Source organism: Bradyrhizobium vignae, from assembly GCF_900324035.1.
In the GTDB taxonomy this organism is placed as follows: Bacteria; Pseudomonadota; Alphaproteobacteria; order Rhizobiales; family Xanthobacteraceae; genus Bradyrhizobium; species Bradyrhizobium vignae.
This window is the reverse complement of the sequence record NZ_LS398110.1, coordinates 3,780,682-3,802,475: the sequence shown is the minus strand read 5'-3', so window position 1 is coordinate 3,802,475 and position 21,794 is coordinate 3,780,682. Positions and strand designations below refer to the sequence as shown.

General features: G+C 64.2%; 19 protein-coding genes and 2 tRNA genes. 15 read left to right on the top strand and 6 right to left on the bottom strand.

The annotated features are described in order from the left end of the window. Positions 1 to 523: 523 nt before the first annotated feature. Together BRAD3257_RS18515 and BRAD3257_RS18510 are read right to left on the bottom strand one after the other, a co-directional pair. Positions 524 to 2,773 (bottom strand): TonB-dependent siderophore receptor, encoded by a 2,250-nt coding sequence (locus BRAD3257_RS18515; RefSeq protein WP_162500254.1) that lies wholly within the window; start codon positions 2,771 to 2,773, stop codon positions 524 to 526. 174 nt (positions 2,774 to 2,947) lie between these two features. Further along, entirely contained in the window at positions 2,948 to 3,463 is a 516-nt protein-coding gene (locus BRAD3257_RS18510; protein ID WP_122402998.1) for a MarR family winged helix-turn-helix transcriptional regulator, read from the bottom strand. 514 nt (positions 3,464 to 3,977) lie between these two features. Here BRAD3257_RS18510 and BRAD3257_RS18500 point away from each other — a divergent pair. The 8 genes from BRAD3257_RS18500 (at position 3,978) to BRAD3257_RS18460 (ending at position 10,922) form a co-directional block, all read left to right on the top strand. After that, positions 3,978 to 4,181 (top strand): hypothetical protein, encoded by a 204-nt coding sequence (locus BRAD3257_RS18500; RefSeq protein ID WP_122406638.1) that lies wholly within the window; start codon positions 3,978 to 3,980, stop codon positions 4,179 to 4,181. A gap of 161 nt (positions 4,182 to 4,342) precedes the next feature. Then, positions 4,343 to 4,419 (top strand) — tRNA-Asp (locus BRAD3257_RS18495). Positions 4,420 to 5,181: 762 nt separating this feature from the next. Continuing rightward, positions 5,182 to 5,544: a hypothetical protein gene (locus BRAD3257_RS18490; protein WP_122402996.1), complete on the top strand. Its 363-nt coding sequence runs from the start codon at positions 5,182 to 5,184 to the stop codon at positions 5,542 to 5,544. A gap of 953 nt (positions 5,545 to 6,497) precedes the next feature. Beyond that, the gene (locus BRAD3257_RS18475) at positions 6,498 to 6,719 is read left to right on the top strand and encodes a hypothetical protein (protein WP_122402993.1); all 222 of its coding nucleotides are present in this window, start codon (positions 6,498 to 6,500) and stop codon (positions 6,717 to 6,719) included. A gap of 313 nt (positions 6,720 to 7,032) precedes the next feature. Beyond that, entirely contained in the window at positions 7,033 to 7,185 is a 153-nt protein-coding gene (locus BRAD3257_RS40325) for a hypothetical protein (RefSeq protein WP_164937087.1), read from the top strand. Positions 7,186 to 7,732: 547 nt separating this feature from the next. Then, positions 7,733 to 8,062, top strand: coding sequence for an HU family DNA-binding protein (locus BRAD3257_RS18470; protein ID WP_122402992.1), 330 nt, complete (start codon positions 7,733 to 7,735; stop codon positions 8,060 to 8,062). A gap of 117 nt (positions 8,063 to 8,179) precedes the next feature. Beyond that, entirely contained in the window at positions 8,180 to 9,430 is a 1,251-nt protein-coding gene (gene pepT, locus BRAD3257_RS18465; protein WP_122402991.1) for a peptidase T, read from the top strand. 361 nt (positions 9,431 to 9,791) lie between these two features. Next, positions 9,792 to 10,922, top strand: a complete 1,131-nt coding sequence (locus BRAD3257_RS18460) for an MFS transporter (RefSeq protein ID WP_244607987.1) — start codon at positions 9,792 to 9,794, stop codon at positions 10,920 to 10,922. A gap of 64 nt (positions 10,923 to 10,986) precedes the next feature. On the opposite strand, the gene BRAD3257_RS18455 is transcribed toward BRAD3257_RS18460, so the two are convergent. Then, positions 10,987 to 11,877 (bottom strand): hypothetical protein, encoded by an 891-nt coding sequence (locus tag BRAD3257_RS18455; RefSeq protein ID WP_122402990.1) that lies wholly within the window; start codon positions 11,875 to 11,877, stop codon positions 10,987 to 10,989. Between the two features lie 360 nt (positions 11,878 to 12,237). On the opposite strand from BRAD3257_RS18455, the gene BRAD3257_RS18450 reads away from it, so the two are divergent. The 6 genes from BRAD3257_RS18450 (at position 12,238) to BRAD3257_RS18425 (ending at position 19,434) form a co-directional block, all read left to right on the top strand. Beyond that, positions 12,238 to 12,474, top strand: a complete 237-nt coding sequence (locus tag BRAD3257_RS18450; protein WP_122402989.1) for a hypothetical protein — start codon at positions 12,238 to 12,240, stop codon at positions 12,472 to 12,474. A gap of 120 nt (positions 12,475 to 12,594) precedes the next feature. Then, on the top strand, positions 12,595 to 12,960 hold the full coding sequence (locus BRAD3257_RS18445; protein WP_122402988.1) for a hypothetical protein: 366 nt from the start codon (positions 12,595 to 12,597) through the stop codon (positions 12,958 to 12,960). A 55-nt stretch (positions 12,961 to 13,015) separates the two neighbouring features. Beyond that, positions 13,016 to 14,290 carry a divalent metal ion exporter subunit IhpA gene (ihpA, locus tag BRAD3257_RS18440; protein WP_122402987.1) on the top strand — a complete coding sequence of 425 codons (1,275 nt, stop codon included), beginning with the start codon at positions 13,016 to 13,018 and terminating at the stop codon, positions 14,288 to 14,290. Continuing rightward, entirely contained in the window at positions 14,287 to 15,264 is a 978-nt protein-coding gene (gene ihpB / locus BRAD3257_RS18435) for a divalent metal ion exporter adaptor subunit IhpB (protein ID WP_122402986.1), read from the top strand. The genes ihpA and ihpB overlap by 4 nt, the downstream gene beginning before the upstream one ends. Continuing rightward, complete coding sequence (locus BRAD3257_RS18430; protein WP_122402985.1) at positions 15,257 to 18,469, top strand: efflux RND transporter permease subunit; 3,213 nt, start codon at positions 15,257 to 15,259, stop codon at positions 18,467 to 18,469. Before ihpB ends, BRAD3257_RS18430 begins: the two co-directional genes overlap by 8 nt. Positions 18,470 to 18,471: 2 nt before the next feature. Beyond that, positions 18,472 to 19,434 carry a cation diffusion facilitator family transporter gene (locus tag BRAD3257_RS18425; protein WP_162500252.1) on the top strand — a complete coding sequence of 321 codons (963 nt, stop codon included), beginning with the start codon at positions 18,472 to 18,474 and terminating at the stop codon, positions 19,432 to 19,434. 147 nt (positions 19,435 to 19,581) lie between these two features. Here the strand turns inward: BRAD3257_RS18425 and BRAD3257_RS18420 are convergent, their stop codons facing one another. Continuing rightward, positions 19,582 to 20,442: a class I SAM-dependent methyltransferase gene (locus BRAD3257_RS18420; protein WP_162500588.1), complete on the bottom strand. Its 861-nt coding sequence runs from the start codon at positions 20,440 to 20,442 to the stop codon at positions 19,582 to 19,584. A gap of 254 nt (positions 20,443 to 20,696) precedes the next feature. Between BRAD3257_RS18420 and BRAD3257_RS18415 the strand changes: the two genes are divergently transcribed. After that, positions 20,697 to 21,056: a hypothetical protein gene (locus BRAD3257_RS18415; protein WP_122402984.1), complete on the top strand. Its 360-nt coding sequence runs from the start codon at positions 20,697 to 20,699 to the stop codon at positions 21,054 to 21,056. A gap of 192 nt (positions 21,057 to 21,248) precedes the next feature. On the opposite strand, the gene BRAD3257_RS18410 is transcribed toward BRAD3257_RS18415, so the two are convergent. Together BRAD3257_RS18410 and BRAD3257_RS18405 are read right to left on the bottom strand one after the other, a co-directional pair. Beyond that, positions 21,249 to 21,325, bottom strand: a tRNA-Val gene (locus tag BRAD3257_RS18410). A gap of 63 nt (positions 21,326 to 21,388) precedes the next feature. Beyond that, on the bottom strand, positions 21,389 to 21,793 hold the full coding sequence (locus BRAD3257_RS18405; RefSeq protein WP_122402983.1) for a GFA family protein: 405 nt from the start codon (positions 21,791 to 21,793) through the stop codon (positions 21,389 to 21,391). Position 21,794 lies beyond the last annotated feature (1 nt).

Genomic DNA, 21,794 nt, shown 5'->3' with positions numbered 1-21,794 from the left:
CGGTGACGGTTTCGCTGGCCCGCAGTTCCGAGATTGCGGCGCAGGGGTCAAGGCAGCTATCGCCCGCGCTTTGACCGACCAAATGTACACTTTTTCTGACGACACGTGCAGCCCAGGCAACAGCCGGCCGCCGCCTTGACATATTTTGCCGAGGGTCCTTTTTCCAGGGGGTCCCCCCGAGCGGTGCAGCCAAGGAGCCATTGAGGGCGCTGCCGCGATCGGGACAGATGCAACATAGGACACCTATCCACAGCTGCGGACGATCAGAGAGCCATGCGCCACGAAAGGGCCGGGGCTCGTCTGGCGAATGCGTCGGCGGTCAGCTCCGGACCTGACCACGAGCGCGGCAGCGGCGACTTGCTGGTCGCTCGCGCCGCGCTCGGATGAGCTCCGGGCCGGGGGGCATGGCCCGTGAGCTCATCGTGACGCCAGATCAGCTGTCTCCAGGCGGAGCCGAAGGACGTTCACGACCCGTCGGTCCAAGTCCCACAGCCTGCCGCCACGGCCCCGCCCTCGCCTGTCCTCACCATTTGTAGGAGACGCTCGCGGTGACGCGCCGACGGTCGCCATAGAAGCAGGACGTCGGGAACGAACAGCTCGCGACGTAGATCTTGTCGGTCACGTTGATCACGTTGATGGCCGTGCGCCAGTTCTGCCATTCGTAATGAAGGGCGAGATCGCCAAGCACCACCGCGGGAACCTCGAGCGTGTTGGCGGGGTCGGCCCAGGAGGAGCCGACGTAACGGACGCCGCCGCCAAAACCGAATCCTTCGAGCGGACCTATCTTGAAGGTGTAGTCGGCCCACGCCGAGACCAGAAGCTGAGGCGTGTTGGTCGGCGTCTTGCCGACCAGCGACGGATCGAGATCCCTGCTGTTGAAGAGGTGATAGGCGGTGAAGGCGCCGATCAGCTTGAGTTCCTTCGTGGCATTGGCCACCGCTTCGAGCTCGATGCCGCGAGAGGTCACCTCGCCGGTCTGGTTCAGCAAGATCGGCGTGCCCGCGGTCGTCGCCACGTTCTGACGCTTCAGGTCGAACACCGAAGCCGTGAAGTAACCGTCGAACCCCCTCGGCGCGACCTTCACGCCGATCTCGGCCTGTTGTCCGGTCTCCGGCAGGAACAGCTGGTTGCTGGCGTTGAGACCGATGACCGGGTTGTAGCTCGTCGCATAGGAGACGTAGGGCGCGATGCCGTTCTCGAAATTGTAGATCAGCCCGGCTCGCCCGCTGAACTTGCTGTCGTCGCGGCTTGCGACCGTGGCTCCGGTGTCGCGGCCCGCCTGCGTCGTCTCCACCCAGTCGTTGCGACCACTCACCACCAGTGTGAAGTTGCCGAGCTTCATCTGATCCTGGAGATAAGTGCCCGCCTGCTTCTGCGTGATGAGGAAGTTGCGGAACGGCGCGCCCGTGAGCGGAATGTCGAGACCGTAGACGGGATTGAAGACGTTGATCGAAGGGACGGTGCCGAAATTGAAGTTCTGGTAGTCGTCGATCTGATAGCCCCTGAGATCCACTCCGAACAGCATCGTGTGCCGCACCGGTCCCGTGTTGAAGCGATACTCCAGCTGGTTGTCGAGATTGGCCTGGTTCGCGGTGTCCTTTGCGTACCAATTGTAGCGGCCCATCACGGCCGTATTGATGTTCTCCCAACCGTTGCCGATGTAGCCGCGATAAGTCAGGTCGATATGCGCAAACCGCGCGTTCTGCCGAAAGGTGAGGTCGTCAGTGAGATTGCGCTCGAACCGATAGCCGAGCATCTCCTGCTCGCGCGTGAACTTGTCGACACTGGGATCGCCGACGAAGAAGCTGGTCGGAATCTTGCCGAACGGCGCATCGGTCACCGTGCCCTGGTACGGGAGGAAGTTGATGCCGCGGGTGTCCGTCTTCGACGCCGATGCGAGAACCGTGAAGGTTGTGTCGGCATCGGGCTTCCAGGTGAATGACGGTGCGATGAAGTAGTTGTTGTCCGGCGTGAAGGCGACCTGCGTGCCACCGTTCCTGACCTCGCCGACGACGCGGTAGAACAGCTTGCCATCTTGGGGCTGGGTTGCGATCGGCCCGCCGACGTCGAAGCCGACATAGGCGTTGCCGAAATTGTTGACGCCGGTCTCGATGTAGCGGATCGGTTCGGCCGGCGGCATCTTGCTGATGACGTTGACGATGCCGCTCGGGCTCGAACCACCATAGAGCACGGCGGAAGGACCGCGCAGCACCTCGACGCGCTCCATGTTGGATGGCGGCAGACGCCAGCTCGCATAGGAGGTGTAGAACAACTGCATACCGTCGAGGAACAGTCCGACGTCGTCGGACTTGAAGCCGCGGATCAACCACCAATCGTTGCGGGTGTCCGCACCGAAGGTCCCTGCCCGAACGCCAGCGGTGTAGCGCAGCACCTCGTCGAGCTTGTTCGGCTTCTGGCCACGGATCTGCTCGGCGCCGATCACCGAGACCGATTGCGGTGTCTCGATGATCGGCGTGTTGGTCTTGGTGCCGGACGAGCTGCGACCCGCGACAAAACCGTTCACCGGGCCAAGCGGTGTCTCGACGAAGCCGAGATTGCGCTGCGGCTGGGGCTTGCTCCTGTCGGCGGTCTGCACCGACGATCGCGTCGCACGGCGCTGTGGGGTCGCAGCAGCACGTCTCCGGGTTTCCGGCGCGGTGACGGTCACCGACGGCAGATTCTGCGCGCCGCTCGGCGCCGAAGACTGTGCGAGCGATGCCTGCGGCATCAAGATCCAAGCGGATGCCGTCGCCAACACGGCCGACCGCAGCATTCCAAGACTGTTCAACGCGCCACCCCAAAGCTGCATGTTCGATGCATCATGCCGCCTGTCCCGGAACGGCATGCGCTTGCGGCGACTTATGTGAGGGCGCGCGATTTCCCTAATTGAAAGCTTCTTAGAAAGTCTCTTAGAAGTGCTTCAATAGTTCCGCGTGCCGCAGCGAGATCAGCGCAAATTCTTCTCGGCCTCGAGCATCTCGGCGGCGATCGCCGTGAGCTGATCGACCTGCCGCAGCAGTGCATGCAGTTCGGCTTCGCTCAGATGCTCCAGCAGACGGCGGTTGCGCTCCTGCGCGCCATCGACGATCGCATCATGCGCAGCGAGACCCGTCACGGTGAGCGAGATCAGCACCTCGCGGCTGTCCTTCGGATTGGCCGCTTTTGCGATCAGCTTGCGCGACAGCAGATTTGCGAGTGCACGGCTGATCTGTCCCTTGTCCTGGCCGACGGCTTCGGCGAGCCGCGCCACACTCATCGGCGGCCGCCGTCCGAGCGAGGCGACGAGACCGAACTCGACCGAGTTCAATCCAGTCAGCCGCTTGTAGCGCAGGATGGCGCCGCGTTTGAGCAAATTGGCAAGCACCATCAGCCGCGACGACAGCATCGCGGTGATCGGCGCCGCCGGCTCGCTCTCGTCCGTTTTCGATGACGTCGACCCGCCCCTGCTCTCGGTCTGGCCCATGATTCCACCTCTGCCAAGAAAGCCGGGGCGTGCCAAGCCCGGGCCGCTGCGGGCGCAACTAAGCCGCGGCGAGGACCACTCGAAATTGTGGGCCGCGCGACCACCTCGGCCTCGCCCGTGGTGGGTGGGCAGGGTCAACGTCATTCTAAAGGCGTTATGGCGCGCCGTGCGCTACTCCCCGCTCCCGGCCGCAGTCACGACCACGCTCGGCGCCCTGCTGTTCATCTCGGCCGCCCGCGCGATCCGGGATGGCATCGGCCGGGCGCCCGCCTGACGCCCCTTCCGGCCAACCCCGGCGAAACCAAGCGGGCGTATTAAAGCGCGATGAGATTTGGATGAATCGTCATCGCGCTTTAGCTTGTTGTTTACGCATGATCTTTCCGGAAAACCGCTTCGCACTTTTCCGGATCATGCTTTAATGAAACCATTTTGCGGAACCCGCGAAACCATCCGGAAACAGATGGTCCTTAGAAGAAGAGCCATAGACGGCGGTAAAGCCCGTCGGGAGGCTCAGATGAACCACTCTATTCACTCCGCTGATCGTGCGACCCACCTGAAGATCGTGGTGGTGGCGCTGGTGGCTGGCATCGTCGTGGCCGGCTTCGGGATCGCAGCCCGCACCCATGCCGATTACAGCCAGACCGCCCAGTCGAGCCATGTGATCAAGGCCGGCAAGCCGGTGGTGGTAACGAGCGCAGGGACGTCGGAGATTCGCTGATACGGCCTCTTCCGAGCCGGCCAATGGCCGCCCCCGGGGCGGCCTTTTTCGTTTTCCAGAGCAATGCTTAGCCGGGACGCTCTGGGGAAGCGCAACGTCCTTGACTTCACCATGTCCCCCCTTTAAGTCCCCCCTCGTTCCGCGCGCGTCCAGCGAACCACGCGGGAGTAGCTCAGTTGGTTAGAGCGCCGGCCTGTCACGCCGGAGGTCGCGGGTTCGAGCCCCGTCTCTCGCGCCATTCAATGGCGGAAGATCAATCACTTAGATTTGGCCGATACGGACCTTTCGACACTCGAGTGTCAGGATGGCCGGCGCCCTGACACTTTTGGTCCGGCTTCGTTCGTACCGGTGCGAATCCGCCGCGGAGCGCTCGCGCGCCGAAAATCACACACGGCCCAAGCCGCTGATGCCCAATAGTCCGCGGCCCCTTTGTTCTCGCTGCGTACACGTGCGACAAGAGGGCCGTGACACCGGGCCCCAAGATCAGCCTCGGCGAAAGCCGCAATTCACGTGCAGCAAATGCGGTCACCGCGGCGCCGAAGTCCGGCCGGATTTTCAGCCGCCACGCATGGGCACGGGCTGACGCCACCGGTCTAATCGTCCCAAGTGAGCTTCTGGCAATCGGCGCACTTGTAGATGCGCACAGGCTTGTCATTGCGGGTATTAAGGAGACGTTCCACCCGGCTCAATCGGCCGTTGCAGTGCGGGCAGGTACGGAATTGGTCTCCCCCTGCTCCCGGGGGATGAGGCGATGAAGAACCGATGCGAAGCATGGTGATGCTCGTCAGCGAACTCAGGAAGCAAGCTAAAGCAAATCTGCTTCGGATGTTCCGATACCGCGCCGAGCAGGACCGATCGCGGGGAACGAAGGTCACGGGATCAGATTAAGAGTCTCGCCGGCTCGCCGCTTGAGCTGGTGGAGCGGCCCCGGCCTACCCCCACACCACGCCCCGAAGCCGGGGCCGACTCTCCGCCGAAGCGACAGTTTCGGAGTATGCGTATGCGTTCCTCGCCGTCGATTGTGCCGGCGGATCGTCTCGACCGCGACATCTACCTGGTGCTCGAGGATTTCGGCGCATGCGCCGGCAGCGCCTGGCGCGAGACCGACGAGGGCGACACGGATCTCGAGACCGTGCTGCAGGACATCATCTCCGGCCAATACGCCTACCCGGTCAGGATCGTCTGCTTCAATGCCGTCGAGGGCTGGTCACGGGATGCGACCCCCGACGTCGCCGACGCGCTAGCCGAGCGCGTCGCCAACACGGACGCCGAGATCAGGCCAGCGCTGCAGGACTTCATCAAAGCCAACGCGAGACGGCGCCTTGACGTGCAGCTCGCGCTGCCCCTGCGCGGCGTCGGCTGATGGCAACCGAAGGCAAGCCTCTCGGCTGGACTGCCCCGGAGAAAGCCAGCTCGCGCGGACGCTGAACAGCCAAATCGGGCGCTCGTTCGCGACAGCGTCGGCACTCATGAACCGCACGAGATCGCGAAGGCAGCTGCGCGAGAACTCGGCCGTAATTATTGGGACCTGCTTTGCAAGCACTGGGAACCGAGGAGCGGGAGCAAAGTTGGTCTTGCGGATCACGCCTCGAAAACGTGATGCCGACACAAGGCCTCAGCTCGGTGTCAGCCCCGGAGCTGAGGCATTTTGTTGCCTGTGTACATTTTTGTACAAAGCTGCGGAACGCAGTCCGGGTTTCTGACTCATCCCACGGGGCCTTCGATGGGATGAAAACGTGCCGCGTTACACCTCCTTCGCCCGAGAGGCCGCAGCAACGCTGCTGCGAATGGCAAAAACAACAAAGGACCCGCAGGTTGCGTCGGGATTGATCCAGCGGGCGGCCGATCTAAAGGACCGCACTGGGGAGCTTGCCCCTGGTGAAATCGATGCGATGGCGGAAGAACCGCGAAAGCCTCTTACAAGGAACTAAGGCCGCCTCCACGGGCGGCCTCGATCGTCTCTGATCGTCCTTGCCCGCCTAATCGCGGTCGTGATGGTGATGGTGATGGTGTTCGTGGTGCTCGTGCCGGACGCCTCCACCTCCGGAATGCGCAATAGCGTTTGACGTGAGGGAGGTCGAAAGCAGCATAGTTATGGTTGGCGGAGTCACCGCCGCGAACTTTCCGCAAGTCTTCAGAAACTCACGCCGGTCGTCGTCTTCAGCGGGCATAGCGGCCAATCCTCTATTTTAGGGCGATCCAATATTAAACTAGCACGAATTAAATAAATTTAAATACGTTAATAGGTTCCAATTTTTTTCGGTGAAGCTACGGTTCCATGGTATTGTCCCTCGTAGGCGTGCTGAAGGGCGAGACATGGGGATCTACCTACATTTGCAAACCCACGGTATGGCACCGAGAGAGATTGCTTGTATTACAAAGGCTTACGAGCAAACCTTGCGTGCTCTATGTGTTAAAGATCGCGACGATCCCCTCACGGAACTGGTGGCGAAAACAATCATAAAGATCGCCCAAACAGGGCTCAAAGACCCTGCACAGATTTCAGCGCAGGCGATCACGCAACTCGAATTGCGGTAGGCGATCCCGACCGCTTGAAACTGAAACATTCCCGAGATCAGGAGGTTGGTTATTGGGCTTCGGGGCTTCGCAACATGCGAGGCGCGCCATGACCCCTCTCCCGGTGGGCGATGTGTTCCTCACGGTCGCAATCATGGCCGTGACGTTCGTGGTCGAGATCGGCCTTTTCATCCTGATCGGAATGTTCTGAATGGAACGCCCATCCCGCTCAGGATAGCGGGTGCCGGATGCCTTAGTTTCGGCTCAAATATTTCAAGATCCCCCGCAACCATCGCCCTCGTTCGGCGTCATGCTTGATTGCGGAGACTTCGCGATGGACGACGACGGCGAGGAACAGCAAGAGCTTGAAGATCAGATCATGCGCTACCGCATGATGGAGCGCGACGTCACCGATCCGCTCGCGCTCGGGCTCCTGCACGACATCGTCGCGGAATTAGAAGCTGCGCTGCAAGCTTCAAACGAGTAGCCGAATTATCAGAAAGACGGTATTGGCCTCAGTAAGAGGCGCGCTTAAGTACCGCCGCGCCGTATAGGAACCCCCGATATCAAGTGGTGTTGCGTCTCTATGCCTAGAGAGATCGCAATAGCGCTCTGGTCACTTGCCGTTGCCTGCGTGGTGGCGTTCAGTGTGGCCGCAATCGTTTCTCCTCACTAGTCGCCCAAAAGGCCGTCGGTGTCGGCGGCCTCTTTCCGCGCTTGATCCGATCCTCGTCGCCCTCATCGGCATCGCGACCCGCTTCGGTTCAAAATGACAAACCGCTGAAATTCCTCAGACAACAATCCCTCCCCGCCGAAGATCCGTTCGGCGGGTATGGAACGGCACAACTTCTAGGCACTCAAGTGGGCATTGCACGTAGTCCACGTAATCTGCCCGGCCGGTGGGTCCACCGGGAACTCTCGGCATAGTCAGCCCGCGCCCGAATCGTCTACGCCTGAAAGGACTTAGAGGGATCCCCGCATTCTCGGCTCTTCCAGGGGTTCCCCCGTCGGTGGATAACCCGAGGAGGCCATTCATGGCTAAGAAGGATTCCGCGAAGAAGGATTCGGCGAAGAAGGCAGCCGCTCCCGCCACGATCACGCTCAAGCACCTCGCCGCCGATATTGCGGAGCGCCAGGACCTGTCAAAAAAGCACGCCGAGGCCGTTCTGACCGACATGGTCGACCTGATCGCCAAGCACCTCAAGAAGGGCGACCGTGTCCGTATCGTGGGCCTTGGCATCCTCCAGGTCCGCAAGCGCGCCGCCCGCACCGGCCGCAATCCTGGCACCGGCGAGGCGATTCACATCAAGGCCAGCAGGAAGGTCGCGTTCCGCCCGGTAAAGGAACTGAAAGAGGCGATCTAGCACGTACGATTCATTAGGCCTGACCGGATCTCGTTCTCGCCGCATCATGATCCGCTTTTCTGATATACCGCCTGCTTCCCAAGACCTGCTCCCCAAGACCCGGCGGTTTGACCAGAAATGTCCTCCCTCTCCTTTTCGCATACCGTGACCGAGCGCTTCCTGCGCTACGTCACCATCGATACCCAGTCCGATCCGGAATCCCCCAGTTCGCCCTCGACCGAGAAGCAGAAGGATCTTGGCCGCGTGCTCGCCGCCGAACTGAAGGCGATGGGCGTCGAGGACGCGCATCTCGACGATTTCGGCTATGTCTACGGCACCATCCCGGCCAACACCGAAAAGAAGGTGCCGGTGATCTGCTTCTGCTCGCACATGGACACCTCGCCCGATGTCACCGGCAAGGACGTCAAGCCGCAGGTCGTGAAGAACTATCGCGGCGGCGATATCGTGCTGCCGGGCGACACCAGCCAGGTGATCCGCTTCGCCGAGCACCCCGCGCTGAAGAGCCAGATCGGCAACGACATCATCACCACCGACGGCACCACGCTATTGGGGGCCGACAACAAGGCCGGCGTCGCCGAGATCATGGATGCCGCGCATTTCTTCCTCACCAACCCCGACGTGAAGCACGGCACCATCAAGATCCTGTTCACGCCGGACGAGGAGATCGGCCGCGGCGTCGACAATGTCGACCTGAAGAAGCTGGGCGCCGATTTCGGTTACACCATGGACGGCGAGAGCGCCGGCTGCGTCGAGGACGAGACGTTCTCGGCCGACGGCGCCACCATCACCATCAATGGCGTCAGCGCCCATCCCGGCTACGCCAAGGGCAAGATGGAGCACGCAATCAAGATCGCCGCCGCCATCATCGAGCGCCTGCCGAAGGAAGGCTGCTCGCCGGAGACGACCTCGGGCAAGCAGGGCTTTCTACATCCGATCGGCATCGAGGGCGCGCTGGAGCAGGCGACCCTCTCCTTCATCGTCCGCGACTTCACCGAGGAAGGGCTGAAGGAGAAGGAGGTCCTGCTCGAGACCATCGTCAAGGACGTGATGAAGGACTATCCGCGCTCGACCTACAAGTTCGAGGTGCGCGAGCAGTATCGCAACATGAAGCAGGTGATCGATCGTCACCCGCACGTTCTCGAATACGCCATCGAAGCCATCCGCCGTGCCGGTCTGCGTCCGATGCGCACCGCGATCCGCGGCGGCACCGACGGCTCGCGCCTGTCCTTCATGGGCCTGCCCTGCCCCAACATCTTCGCCGGCGAGCACGCGTTTCATTCGCGGCTCGAATGGGTGAGCCGGCAGGACATGGAAAAGGCCGTGCAGACGATCGTGCATCTGGCCATGATCTGGGAGGAACGGGCCTAGGTCTCATACCGACCAGGCCCGGCCACCGCGCGCGGCCGAGCGAACGGTGGCTTCCCGCTGCGCCCATCCCGACAACGCGCCGGTGCGGCCGAGCCTAGGAACCGGCCGATGCGCCGGCCGTTACCGCCCGTCCGCCTCGGAATGCCCCGATAGAGCGCCGCTGTGACGCCATGGCCCGACCAGGCGGGGTCCCCGACCTCACCGGAGGAGCACGCGCGTCGCAGAACTCGAGCAGACGATGGGCATCCGTGACCTCGCGCAGTTCACGCCGCAGTAAGCGGCGGCTCCCCAGCCCGGCAGGATCAGGGCTATGAAAAAAGTTTCCGCGCACGCCTCGCCCGCTTTCACTTTCGTGCTGACAATGGGCGTGGTCAATCTGTTCGGCGACGTCACTTACGAGGGCGGCGCGAGCATCAATGGTCCCTTCATGGCTTCGCTCGGCGCCAGCGCGGCGGCCGTCAGCATCACAGCCGGCGCGGGTGAGTTTCTCGGCTATTCGCTGCGGCTCGGTGCTGGTTATCTCGCAGACCGCACCGGTCGCTATTGGCTCATCACTTTCGCTGGTTACGTCATCAACCTGTTTGCCGTCCCAGCCATGGCGCTTGCCTGGAATTGGCAGACGGCAGCCGCATTCATTCTAGCTGAGAGAATCGGACGCGCGTTGCGCAAGCCGACGGTCGAGGCGATGCTCTCCTACACGACGGGCGAGCTCGGCAAGGGATGGGTCTACGCCGTCAACACCGCGCTGGACGAGATCGGGGCCACCCTTGGCCCGCTTCTGATCGCCCTGGTCCTGCTCCTGAAAGGAGATTATCGGACCGGTTATGCGCTTCTGCTGATATCCGCCGTGTCCGCGCTCCTCGCGCTGGCCGTCGCACGCGTGAATTTCCCATTGCCGTCGCGGCTCGAGCAAGGCCAAACGGCGCCGGCGCGAAGCTTCGCTCGTCCGTACTGGCTGTACATGCTGGCGGGCGCCTTGTTTGCCGCCGGGCTCATGAGCTTCGAGCTGATCTCGTACCATCTGTCAAAATCGAAGATCGCATCCGAGCAGTGGATTCCGGTCTTGCTGGCGGCCTCGACGGCGTTCGGCGTGCTCGCAAGTCTCGCCCTGGGCAGGCTCTACGATCACCTCGGTCTCCCCGTGGTGATCGGCGCGGTGTGCCTCTCCGCCCCGTTCTCACCGCTCGTGTTCCTCGGCGACTTTCAGCTGGTGCTCGTCGGCATGCTGTTGTGGGGCGTCGGCTACGCGACGCAGGACACCCTGCTCAAGGCGCTCGTCGCCGAGGTGCTTCCCGAGGGAAAGCGCAACCTGGCGTTCGGCCTGTACTATGCAGGTTATGGGGTTGGGTGGCTGGCCGGAAGCATCGTCACCGGCCTGCTGTACGACCGCTCGATGACGGCGCTGATCGCGTTTTCGATTGCGATGCAGCTATTGGCGGTGCCGGTCTTTGCTCTGGCGCGGCGAACGCAAGCGCCACCACCCACCCTGTGATTAGCCGGGGAAGTCGGTCGCCTCCACGAACGAGAGCGGCCGACACGATCTTGTGCGAGCGATCCTACGGCACCGGCATCGCGCGTGGATTGCGATGGAAGCGGTTGGCGCTCGCCATCCAGTTCGGCAACGGCTCTCCATCCCGATGCCGTCCACCGGCGACGGCGGCAGCCCATGCCACCGCGGCGCCGACCAGGGTCGCGGCTGCGACCGAGAACGCCACGATGATCGAGTTGCGCCTGGCACGGTTGATGGCCGTCTTTGACTCTGCGATCAGGGTGTCGACCCGCCGTTCGGCGTCAGGTGCCGCAAGGCCCGTCACAGCCGCGACCTGTTGCACGAGGTAGGTCCGGTCGTCCGTGCTGACACCGCTGTGGCTGGACGACGTCATCAGGATCCGTCCCGCTTCCGCGCGTCCTTCCCTCAGATCGGTGTTCGGCGGGCGGCGCGGCGCGCGGAACAGCTTGTCGAGCTCATAGCTCAACAGCGGCTCGGCCGCGGACGTGTTGCTCGCCGAGCTGCGCATCGGCGAACGATCGATCGCAGCAGCGCCAAGAAGAGCCAGCAGAGCTGCGCCCAGGAGCACAGCGAGAGCCCAGGACGTCAGGCCATGCAAGCCGTCGCGCCGCTCGTCATCGTCCTCGATCTTGGCCGGCGCCGGCGCCGGTCGCGTTGTCCGGCCGGCGATATAACCGCCGAAGCCGAAGCTGATGATGGCCTGGATGATCAGATACAGCCCCGAGAGCAGCGCCAGCGCTGCCGAGGCATCGCGCCATGTCGGCGAAGCCGAACTGACGCCAAGGCCGATGGCAACACCAAAGCTCACCAGGATGAACGACATTGCGCCCGCCGCAAGCGCGCCTGCGAACACGGAACTCCACTGTATGGTTCGAGGAGCCTCGCCCGCCATGCCGCCTTCCATGACCTCTTCCCGCATGAGAGTTTCAACCGTCATTGCGGTGCTCTCAGCGCAAGCCGAAGAACGACAGGATCGCCATGATGACGACGATCAAGCCGATCAGATAAATCAGTCCGTCCATTGTCCGTCCTCCTCAGTCTCTCCTGCTCGCTAATCGCGAGGTATGAGGAACGTTCCAAATTGGACGGATCGCCTGGAACGAACGTGGAAGATGCGGGTTATCCGCTCAAGTCCCAAGGATAGAGAATGTGAGCACATGAGGCCTCAGCCGGTTCGTCCGGCTGGGGCCTTTCCGCGTTGCGGCCAGCTTTGGCTGTCCCTGTCCCATGTTAACGACGCAAGGGCCGGGATCATTGATGATGCGACGGGGCGGAACCTCCAGGTCAGGAGAGGCGCGTGGATCGCAGAACGGCATGCCTGCATCAGGCGAATGCATTTCGGGAGAAGGCCCTCGCCGATCCCGAGCACCACGACCAATGGATTGACGAAGCCATCAAATGGCTGGAACAGGCGATGGAAGCGAGCTGTCACGCCGTCATCACCATGGAGGCTGACGACGGCAGCGACGCTCCGGAGCCGGCCCCCACGGTCGCAGCCATGGCCCCGCATCGGCGCGTCATTATCCGCCAGTGATAGGCGCTGGCGACGTATCCACCGGTGCGGCAATTGTTCCAAGGACGTAACAATGTTGCGGGTCGACACTGTTCCCGCGCCCATGCTAGGCCGAGCACAGACCGCAACCAGAGTAACGTCGTGCTCGCAAACCGCCAGCCCTCGGGATCGTGCCGCTCGCGCAACTGGCGCGGGCTGCTGTCCGTGCTGATCGCGGTGGTCTACCTGCTCGCGAGCACGCTGCACGGCTCGCACGACATCGACGTGACCACGCCCGGCGGCGGCTCGGAGATCGCTACGGTCCTTGATGGCCCCCCGGGCCACGGCGACCACCCTAAGGTCATCGGCAGCCATCACTGCCATGGCTGCTTCTCGCTGACGGTGACGCAGCCGGCGCCATTGACCGCATCGGTCATGCTCGTGTCCGCAGCGAGCCCGCAACGTGCACCCAGGCTCGCCGGAATTGTCCTGGATACCGACTCCCCGCCTCCCAAACATACTGCCTGAACGGATTGGTCGGGCGGCCCGCGCCCGTTAGGTTCATCCTTCACAGGTCGGTTTCATGTTTCGCAGGGGAATGGCTGCGCGCCTCGCGTGCGCGGCGGCGTGTCTGATTGCCGAAGTGGCGCTAGCTCCGTCTCACGCCCAGACTTTGACGATGCGCAGCGCGTTGTCGCGCGCGCTGGCGGCGAGCCCGCGGCTGACGGCGGCGGAGCGCGACGTCGGCATCGCCACGGGCCAGCGCATCCAGGCGGGCGCGCTGCTCAATCCGGAACTGTCCTACGAACAGGACGATTCATTCGGCTCCGGCAAATATCGCGGGACGCGATCGGCGGAGACCACGCTGCAGATCAGCCAGGCCTTCGAGCTGTTCGGCAAGCGCGACGCGCGGATTGCAGCCGGGGCGGCTGGGGTCGAGGTCGCGGCGATCCAGCGCAAGGCCGTCAGGCTGGAGGTGCTGTCGGAGACCGCGATCGCCTTCCTCAGCGTGCTCGGCGCACAGCGGCGCATCCAGATCCTCGACGAGCAGATCGCGGCGATCGACCGCCTGACGCCGCTGCTCCGCCGCCGCGTCGAGGCCGGCGCCTCCTCACCGGCCGAGACCGGCCGCGCCGAGGTCGCCTCGGCGCTGGTGAAGGCCGACCGCGAGCGCTTCAAGGCGACGCTGGCGAGTGCCCGGCGCGAGCTCGCGGTGCTGATGGGCGATCCCGCCGCGAAATTCGGCGAAGTCTCCGGCCGGCTCGACACCACGGGCAAGCCGCCGACCTTCCAGTCGGTGGTCGCCGCCATCGATGCCAATCCGCAACTGGTGCGCTGGACCGCCGTTTACGCGCAGCGCAATGCCGAGCTGCTGCTGGCGCGGCTCAAGCCCTATCCAGACGTGCGGATCTCCGCCGGCTGGCGCCATTTCAACGAGACCAATGACGATGCCGTGCGCCTCACTCTCTCGGTGCCGATCCCCGTCTTCGACCAGAACCAGGGCAATATCCTTTCGGCGCAGGAGAGCCTCGCCAAGACGCGCGCCGAGCGCGAGACCAACCGCAACGCGCTGGTCGTGATCGCCGGGCGCGCCTACGACTCGCTGCAGGGCTCACTGCGCGAGCTCGCGGTGCTGCGCGAGGTCGCGATCCCGAAGGCCGTCGAAGCGTCCGAGGCGATCTCGCAGGGCTACGGACAGGGCCGCTTCACTCTGCTCGAGGTGCTCGATGCCCAGGCGAGCGTCACCCAGGCGCGGCTGCGCGAGCAGGAGGCGCTGCAGAATTTCCATGCCGGGGTCGCGACCATCGAAGGCCTCGTCGGCAACCCCTTCACGCTGGCGCGGGAGAGCGCACGATGAGGACCTCCTCCACCATTCTCATCGCCATCGTTGCCGCAGCGCTCGGCGCCTACGGCTATTCCCGGCTCGCCCCGGCCAAGCTCGCACACACCGAGCATACCGAGCATTCCGAACAGAAGAAGCCGAACAACCATGTCGAGCAGGACGAGCACGGCGCCGACCGCATCCGCATCTCCGACGTCAAGCTGGCAGCCGCCGGCGTGAGCCTGGCGGAGGCCGCAAGCGCCACACTGACCGACACGCTGTCCTTCAATGGCATCCTGCGTGCCAATCAGGAAACGGTGGTGCAGGTGACGCCGCGCTTTCCGGGCGTCGTCAAATCCATCCTGAAGCGCATCGGCGAGAAGGTCGGCAAGGACGATCTGCTCGCCGCGATCGAGAGCAACCAGAGCCTCACCGTCTACGAGCTCAAGGCGCCGATCGCCGGCACCATCATCGAGCGGCAGATCTCGCTCGGCGAATACGCCTCCGAGCAGAAACCGGCCTTCGTGGTCGCCGATCTCTCGACCATCTGGGTCGATCTGTCGATCTACCGGCAGGACCTCAGGCGCGTCCGCATCAACGACGAGGTGCTGATCGATCCCGACGACGGCCGCGGCGAGATCAAGGGCACCATCTCCTACATGGCGCCGATCGGTTCGAGCGAGACCCAGACCGCGCTGGCGCGGGTGGTGCTGGCCAACCCCGACGGCCGGCTTCGTCCCGGCCTGTTCGTCACGGCGCGGCTGATCCTCGCCGCGCGCAATGTCGCGGTTGCCGTGCGCCGAAGCGCGATCCAGACGCTGGAGAACAAGACCATCGTGTTCGTCCGCGAGGATGGCGACAAGATCGAGGCGCGCCCGGTGGAGCTTGGCGACTCCGATCCGAAATTCGTGGAGATCCGCGCGGGCCTTTCGGCCGGCGAGCGCTACGTCGCCGAGAACAGTTTTGTGGTCAAGGCGGAGATGGGCAAGGGAGACGCCGATCATGATTGACGCCCTCCTCGCCTTCTCGGTCCGCCAGCGCTGGCTCGTGGTCCTGCTCGCCCTCGCCGCCGGTGCCCTTGGCGCCTGGAATTTCACGCGCCTGCCGATCGATGCCGTGCCTGACGTGACCAACGTCCAGGTCCAGATCAACACGCACGCGCCGGGGCTGTCGCCGCTCGAGGCCGAGCAGCGCATCACCTTTCCGCTCGAGACTGCAATGGGCGGCTTGCCCAGGCTCGACTACACCCGCTCGATCTCGCGCTACGGCCTGAGCCAGGTCACCGTCGTGTTCCAGGACGGCACCGACATCTATTTCGCGCGCCAGCTCGTGAACGAACGCATCCAGCAGGCGAAGGACCAATTGCCTGCAGGCACGGAGGTCGCGATGGGACCGATCTCGACCGGGCTCGGTGAGATCTACGTCTACTCGGTCGAGGCAAAGGCCGGCGCAAAGTCGCCGGCGGGTGCCGAGTTCACGCCGACGGAGCTGCGCACCATCCAGGACTGGATCATCAAGCCGCAGCTGCGCACCATTCCCGGCGTGATCGAGGTCAACTCGATCGGCGGCTATGAGCGGCAATTCCATGTGCTGCCGATTCCGGGTCAGCTGATGGCCTACAAGCTCGGCTTCCGCGACATCATGACGGCGCTGGCCGCCAACAATGCCAATGTCGGCGCCGGCTATATCGAGCGCAACGGCGAGCAATATCTCGTCCGCGCTCCCGGCCAGGTCGCCAATATCGAGGACATCAGGGGCATCGTGATCGGCTCGCGCGGCGGCGTGCCGGTGCGCATCCGCGATGTCGCCGAGGTCAGCGAAGGCAAGGACCTGCGCACCGGTGCTGCGACGGCGAACGGCGGCGAGACGGTGCTCGGCACCGCCATGCTGCTGATCGGCGAGAACAGCCGCACCGTGGCCCAGCGCGTGAAGGCCAGGCTCGCGGAGATCGCCAAATCGCTCCCCGACGGCGTGATCGCGCGCGCCGTCTACGACCGCACGCATCTGGTGGAAGCCACCATCCAGACCGTCGAGAAGAACCTCGTCGAGGGTGCGGCGCTGGTGATCGCGGTGCTGTTCCTGATCCTCGGCAACATCCGCGCCGCGCTGATCACGGCCTGCGTCATCCCCCTCTCCATGCTGTTCACGATCACGGGCATGGTCGAGAGCAAGGTCAGCGCCAATCTGATGAGTCTGGGCGCGATCGATTTCGGCATCATCGTCGACGGCGCGGTCATCATCGTCGAGAACTGCCTGCGGCTGCTTGCCGCCGAGCAGCACCGCCGCGGCCGGCTGCTGACGCTGGACGAACGCCTCCAGACCATCCGCATGGGAAGCGGCGAGGTGATCAAGCCGAGCCTGTTCGGCACGCTCATCATCGCCGTGGTCTATCTTCCGGTCCTCACCCTGTCCGGGACCGAGGGCAAGATGTTCACGCCGATGGCGCTGACCGTGCTGATGGCGCTTGCGGGCGCGGCGCTGCTGTCGGTCACGTTCGTCCCCGCCGCGGTTGCGATTGTCGTCACCGGCAAGGTCGCGGAGACGGAGAACGTCTTCATGCGGGCCGCCAAGCGGCTCTATCTGCCCCTGCTCGACCGCGCGATCCGTTATCGCGGCAGTGTCGCGCTCGGCGCCCTGCTGATCGTCGCCGGCAGCATCTTCGCCGCAACGCGCATGGGCGGCGAGTTCATTCCGAACCTCGATGAAGGCGACATCACCATCGAGACCATCCGGATTCCCGGCACCAGCCTGACCCAGAGCGTCGACATGCAGCTCCGCCTGGAAAAGGCGATCAAGCAGGTGCCGGAGGTCGCGACCATCTTCTCCAAGATCGGCACCGCCGAGATCGCCAACGACCCGATGCCGCCGAATGTCGCCGACACCTATGTCACGCTGAAGCCGCGCGAGGAATGGCCCGACCCGGCCAAGCCGAAGGACGAGGTGGTGGCCGAGCTCGAACGCGCCGCCAACACCTTGCCCGGTAGTGCCTATGGCATGACCCAGCCGATCCAGATGCGCTTCAACGAGCTCATCGCCGGCATCCGCAGCGACGTCGGCGTCAAGATCTTCGGCGACGATCTCGACGTGCTCGCCGGCATCGCCCAGCAGGTCAACGGCGTGGTTCGCGGCATCGAGGGCGCCGCCGACATCAAGACCGAGCAGATCGCGGGCCTGCCGATCCTCACCGTCAAGCTCGACCGCCAGGCGCTGTCGCGCTACGGCCTCAGCCTCAGCGAGGTGCAAAACCTCGTCGAGATCGCGATCGGCGGCAAGCCGGTCGGCAAGCTGTTCGAGGGCGATCGGCGCTTCGACATCGTGGTGCGGCTGCCGGAAAGCCTGCGGGCCGATCCCGATACGATCAAGTCGCTGCCGATCCCGCTGCCGCCGGGCGAGGATATCGCGGCCGTCACGAAAACCGCCTGGCCGGGGGCATCCGGGACGACGCCACGCTATGTGCCGCTCTCCTCCGTTGCGGCAATCGAGATCGCGCCGGGCCCCAACCAGATCAGCCGCGAGAACGGCAAGCGCCGCGTCGTGGTCATGGCCAATGTCCGCGGGCGCGATCTGCGCTCTTTCGTTGCCGAGGCGCAAGCCGCCGTCGCCGAGAAGGTCAAGCTGCCGCCGGGTTACTTCATCGGCTGGGGCGGACAGTTCGAGCAGCTGGTGTCCGCCACCAAACGGCTGACGATCGTGGTGCCGGTGGCGCTGCTTCTGGTGTTCCTGCTGCTGTTCATGGGCATGGGATCGGCGGCGGATGCGGCGCTGGTGTTCTCCGGCGTGCCGCTGGCGCTGACCGGTGGTGTCGCGGCGCTGCTGCTGCGCGACATTCCCCTGTCCATCAGCGCCGGCGTCGGCTTCATCGCGCTATCGGGCGTTGCCGTGCTCAACGGGCTCGTCATCATCGCCTTCATCGAGCGGCTGCGCAGCGAGGGGCGATCCGTCGTGGCTGCCGTACGCGAGGGCGCGCTGACGCGGCTGCGCCCGGTGCTGATGACGGCCCTCGTCGCCTCGCTCGGTTTCGTGCCGATGGCGCTCGCCACCGGCGCGGGCGCCGAGGTGCAGCGGCCGCTTGCGACCGTCGTGATCGGCGGCATCATCTCCTCCACGGTGCTCACGCTCTTGGTGCTGCCGGCGCTCTACGTCCTCTTCCGTCGTGACGTGACGCCCGAAGCGCCTACAATGGCGCCTGATTTGACTGCATCCGCGGAGCGCTAGAGGTGGCCGGCCACGATCATCACGGGCATCACCATCATGACCATGCCGGGCATGGCCATGATCGTGGTCACAGCCACGGCCATGTTCATGCCCCCGCCAATTTCGGCAAGGCGTTCGCGATCGGCATCTCGCTCAACACAGCACTGGTCGTGGCCGAAGCGACCTACGGCTATCTCGGCAACTCCACCGCCCTGCTGGCCGACGCCGGCCATAACCTTTCCGACGTGCTCGGCCTGGTGGTGGCCTGGGGCGCCTCGATTGCAGCACGCCGCGCTCCGAGCGGCCGCTTCACTTATGGCCTGCGCGCCTCCACCATCCTCGCGGCACTTGCCAATGCGGTGTTCCTGCTGGTCGCAACCGGCGCGATCGGCTGGGAGGCGATCCTGCGCCTGCGCCAGCCGGAGCCGGTTGCCGGCGTGACGGTGATGGTGGTCGCCGGCATCGGCATCCTCATCAACGGTTTTAGCGCCATGCTCTTCGCGCGCGGGCGCAAGGACGACATCAACATCGAAGGCGCGTACCTGCACATGGCCGCAGACGCCGGGGTCTCGCTCGGCGTGGTCGTCTCGGCGGCACTGATCGTCTGGACGGGTTGGCTTTGGCTCGATCCCGTCACCAGCCTCGTGATCTGCGCCACCATCCTCTGGAGCACGACGAGCCTCTTGCGCGGCTCGATCGACATGTCCATGGCGGCGGCGCCAAGAGCCATCGACGTGGCGGCAATCAGGGCGTTCCTGCTGGCGCGGCCGGGCGTCTCAGGGATCCACGATCTCCACGTCTGGCCGATCTCGACCACCGAGACGGCGCTGACCTGCCACCTCGTCATGCCCGCCGGCACGGACGACGCATTCCTGATGCAGACGGCGCAACTCCTCAAGTCATCCTTCCGCATCGGCCACACCACGCTTCAGGTCGAGACGCATCCCGACAATGGCTGCGCGCTCGCGCCGGATGATGTGGTGTGAGGAACCATCCACGTCGTCATTGCGAGCGCAGCGAAAGCAATCCAGGCTGCCGCCGCGGGAAGATCCAGGATTGCTTCGTCGCCAGCGCAAATTGCTTCGCAATCTTGTCGCGGGCTCCTCGCAACGACGGGTGTGGAGAAAACGGGCCTACGCAGCCCTCGCCGTCACGATCCAGATCGCGCCCTGCAGCACCACGCTTTGCCCCTTCAGGAATGGCGCGAGCGTTTCGCGGATCGAGGCTTTGGCCGCTTCATAGGTCTCGGCCGGATGGCCCTGCAGCGCGCGGCTGGCCGGACCGATCTGCAGCGAGCCGTCGACGGCGGCATCGAGACCGCCGCCGATCGCAATGTCCATCGCGAGATCATGCGGCTCCATTGCCACATCCGCGAAGCCTGCACCCTTCAGGATGCGCGTCACGCGCTCCTCTGACGCAAAGGCGAACGGGCCCGGCTCCTCCGGCCCGACCGGCGGCATCTTCGGCACATGCTTGTAGACCGCCATCAGCGGCGCCATCATCCAGGGATTTTCCTTCGGCTCGCGCCAGCAGACGAAAGCAAGCCGCCCTGTCGGCCTCAGCGCGCGACGCAAATTGATGAAGGACGCAATAGGGTCGGCAAAGAACATTACGCCGAAGCGCGACGCCAGCAGATCGAAGCTCGCCGGCTCGAACGGATGCACCGTCGCATCCGCCAGCACGAACTCGAGCGGCAGGCCCTTTGGCGCAAGAGCCCGCGCCTGCGACAGCATCGGCTCGGACACGTCGAGGCCGAGCGCGAAGCCGTCAGGCGCCACTACCTTCGCGAATGCCACCGTCGTCGCACCGGAGCCGCAGCCGACGTCGATGACACGCTCGCCCGGCTTCGGCTTGGCGCGGTCGATCAGCACATCGGCAATCGGCCCGAGCAGCTTCTCCTGCACCGCGTGGCGATCGGCCCAGCGCTGCCCGCTCGGGCCGTTCCAATAGGCGATCTGGTCGGCGTTCTGCTCGTGTCCGCTCGGCTGTTCCATCAGGTCTTTGATCCCTAGCATTGTCGATCCGCCCGTCCCGCAATTGCGGGGGGTCACCTGGTCGGATCCCCGCCCGGATCGTAGCGCAATTTTCTGCAAGGACCACACAGTCGCTGCTGTCGAGAATTGGCCGCGCTTTCCGGCAGGAAGTGCTCGCATTTTGGTCGCATAGCTTTCACCGAATGGCCCCATCAGAAGCAGACGACAACCAGATTTCGTGGATAGCATTTTCAGGTTGCTCACCTTGGAAAGGCATGACCATGCGCAGCATCATGGGCCCCCTCATCATCGCAACCCTCTCCTTCGGGACGCCGACCTTCGTGCAGGCGCAAGGAACATCGTCGCAACCGGGAACAGAATCATCGCCCGCTCAGAGCACCGTCATCCGTCAGATCCAGGTCATCGACATCAAGGACCTGCAACCAGCCGTGCGCTCGAAGGTCGATGAAATCGTCGCACAGACAAGCGATGACGATATTCAGTCGCTCCGGAAAACGATTGATGCAACGCCCCAGGCGGCGTCCGCGCTGAAGGCGAAGGGGCTGACTTCGTCGCAGGTCGTTGCGATCAACATTGCCGAAGGTGTCCTGACACTATTTACCAAGACGGCCTGACATTTCCATCGGGAATGACGACGCGCCACTGTGGGGCACGTGACCGCTCCACGGGGCCGTTGGCACGTCCGACCGAGGTTTGCAGCCTTTCGAACGAACTAGCCAGCCGCAACGAATGGAGGCTTTGCGCTGATGCCATGCTCCAATTGGTCGCCCGGCATGGCAGCCTGCTTGGCCCCGCAAAGCGAAGACTGGTGGGCGGTCACGGATTCGAACCGCGGACCCTCTCGGTGTAAACGAGATGCTCTAACCAGCTGAGCTAACCGCCCCCGGCCGCCTCTTTAGCCTCACAGGCCCTGGACGGGCAAGCGCGGAACTTCATTTCCTGGACCTCAATCCTGCGGCCGCCCCGGCAACAGCGGCACGGCGTCGATCCACACCGCCGCCGACTGGCACCATATCTGCCTGGAGGGCCGTAATTGGTCGCGCTGGCGGATGCTGCCCCAGCGGATGCCCCAATCGTCGGCCTGGTCGCCCTCGCCGCTGGTGAACAGCGGGGAACCGCAGTCGGCACAGAAGTGCTGGAAGCGCATCCGGCCGTTGTCGCCGCGCTTGCCGTAGAGCTTTGGCGCGCCGGCGGTCAGGCGGACATCGGACTTGGCGCAGATCGCGGTCACCCGGAACGGCGAACCCGTCAGCGTCTGGCAATCGGTGCAGTGGCACACCGAGACCGCCTCTGGGTCGATCTCGGCCTCGTAGGTGATCTTGCCGCAATGGCATTGCCCGTCGACCTGCATT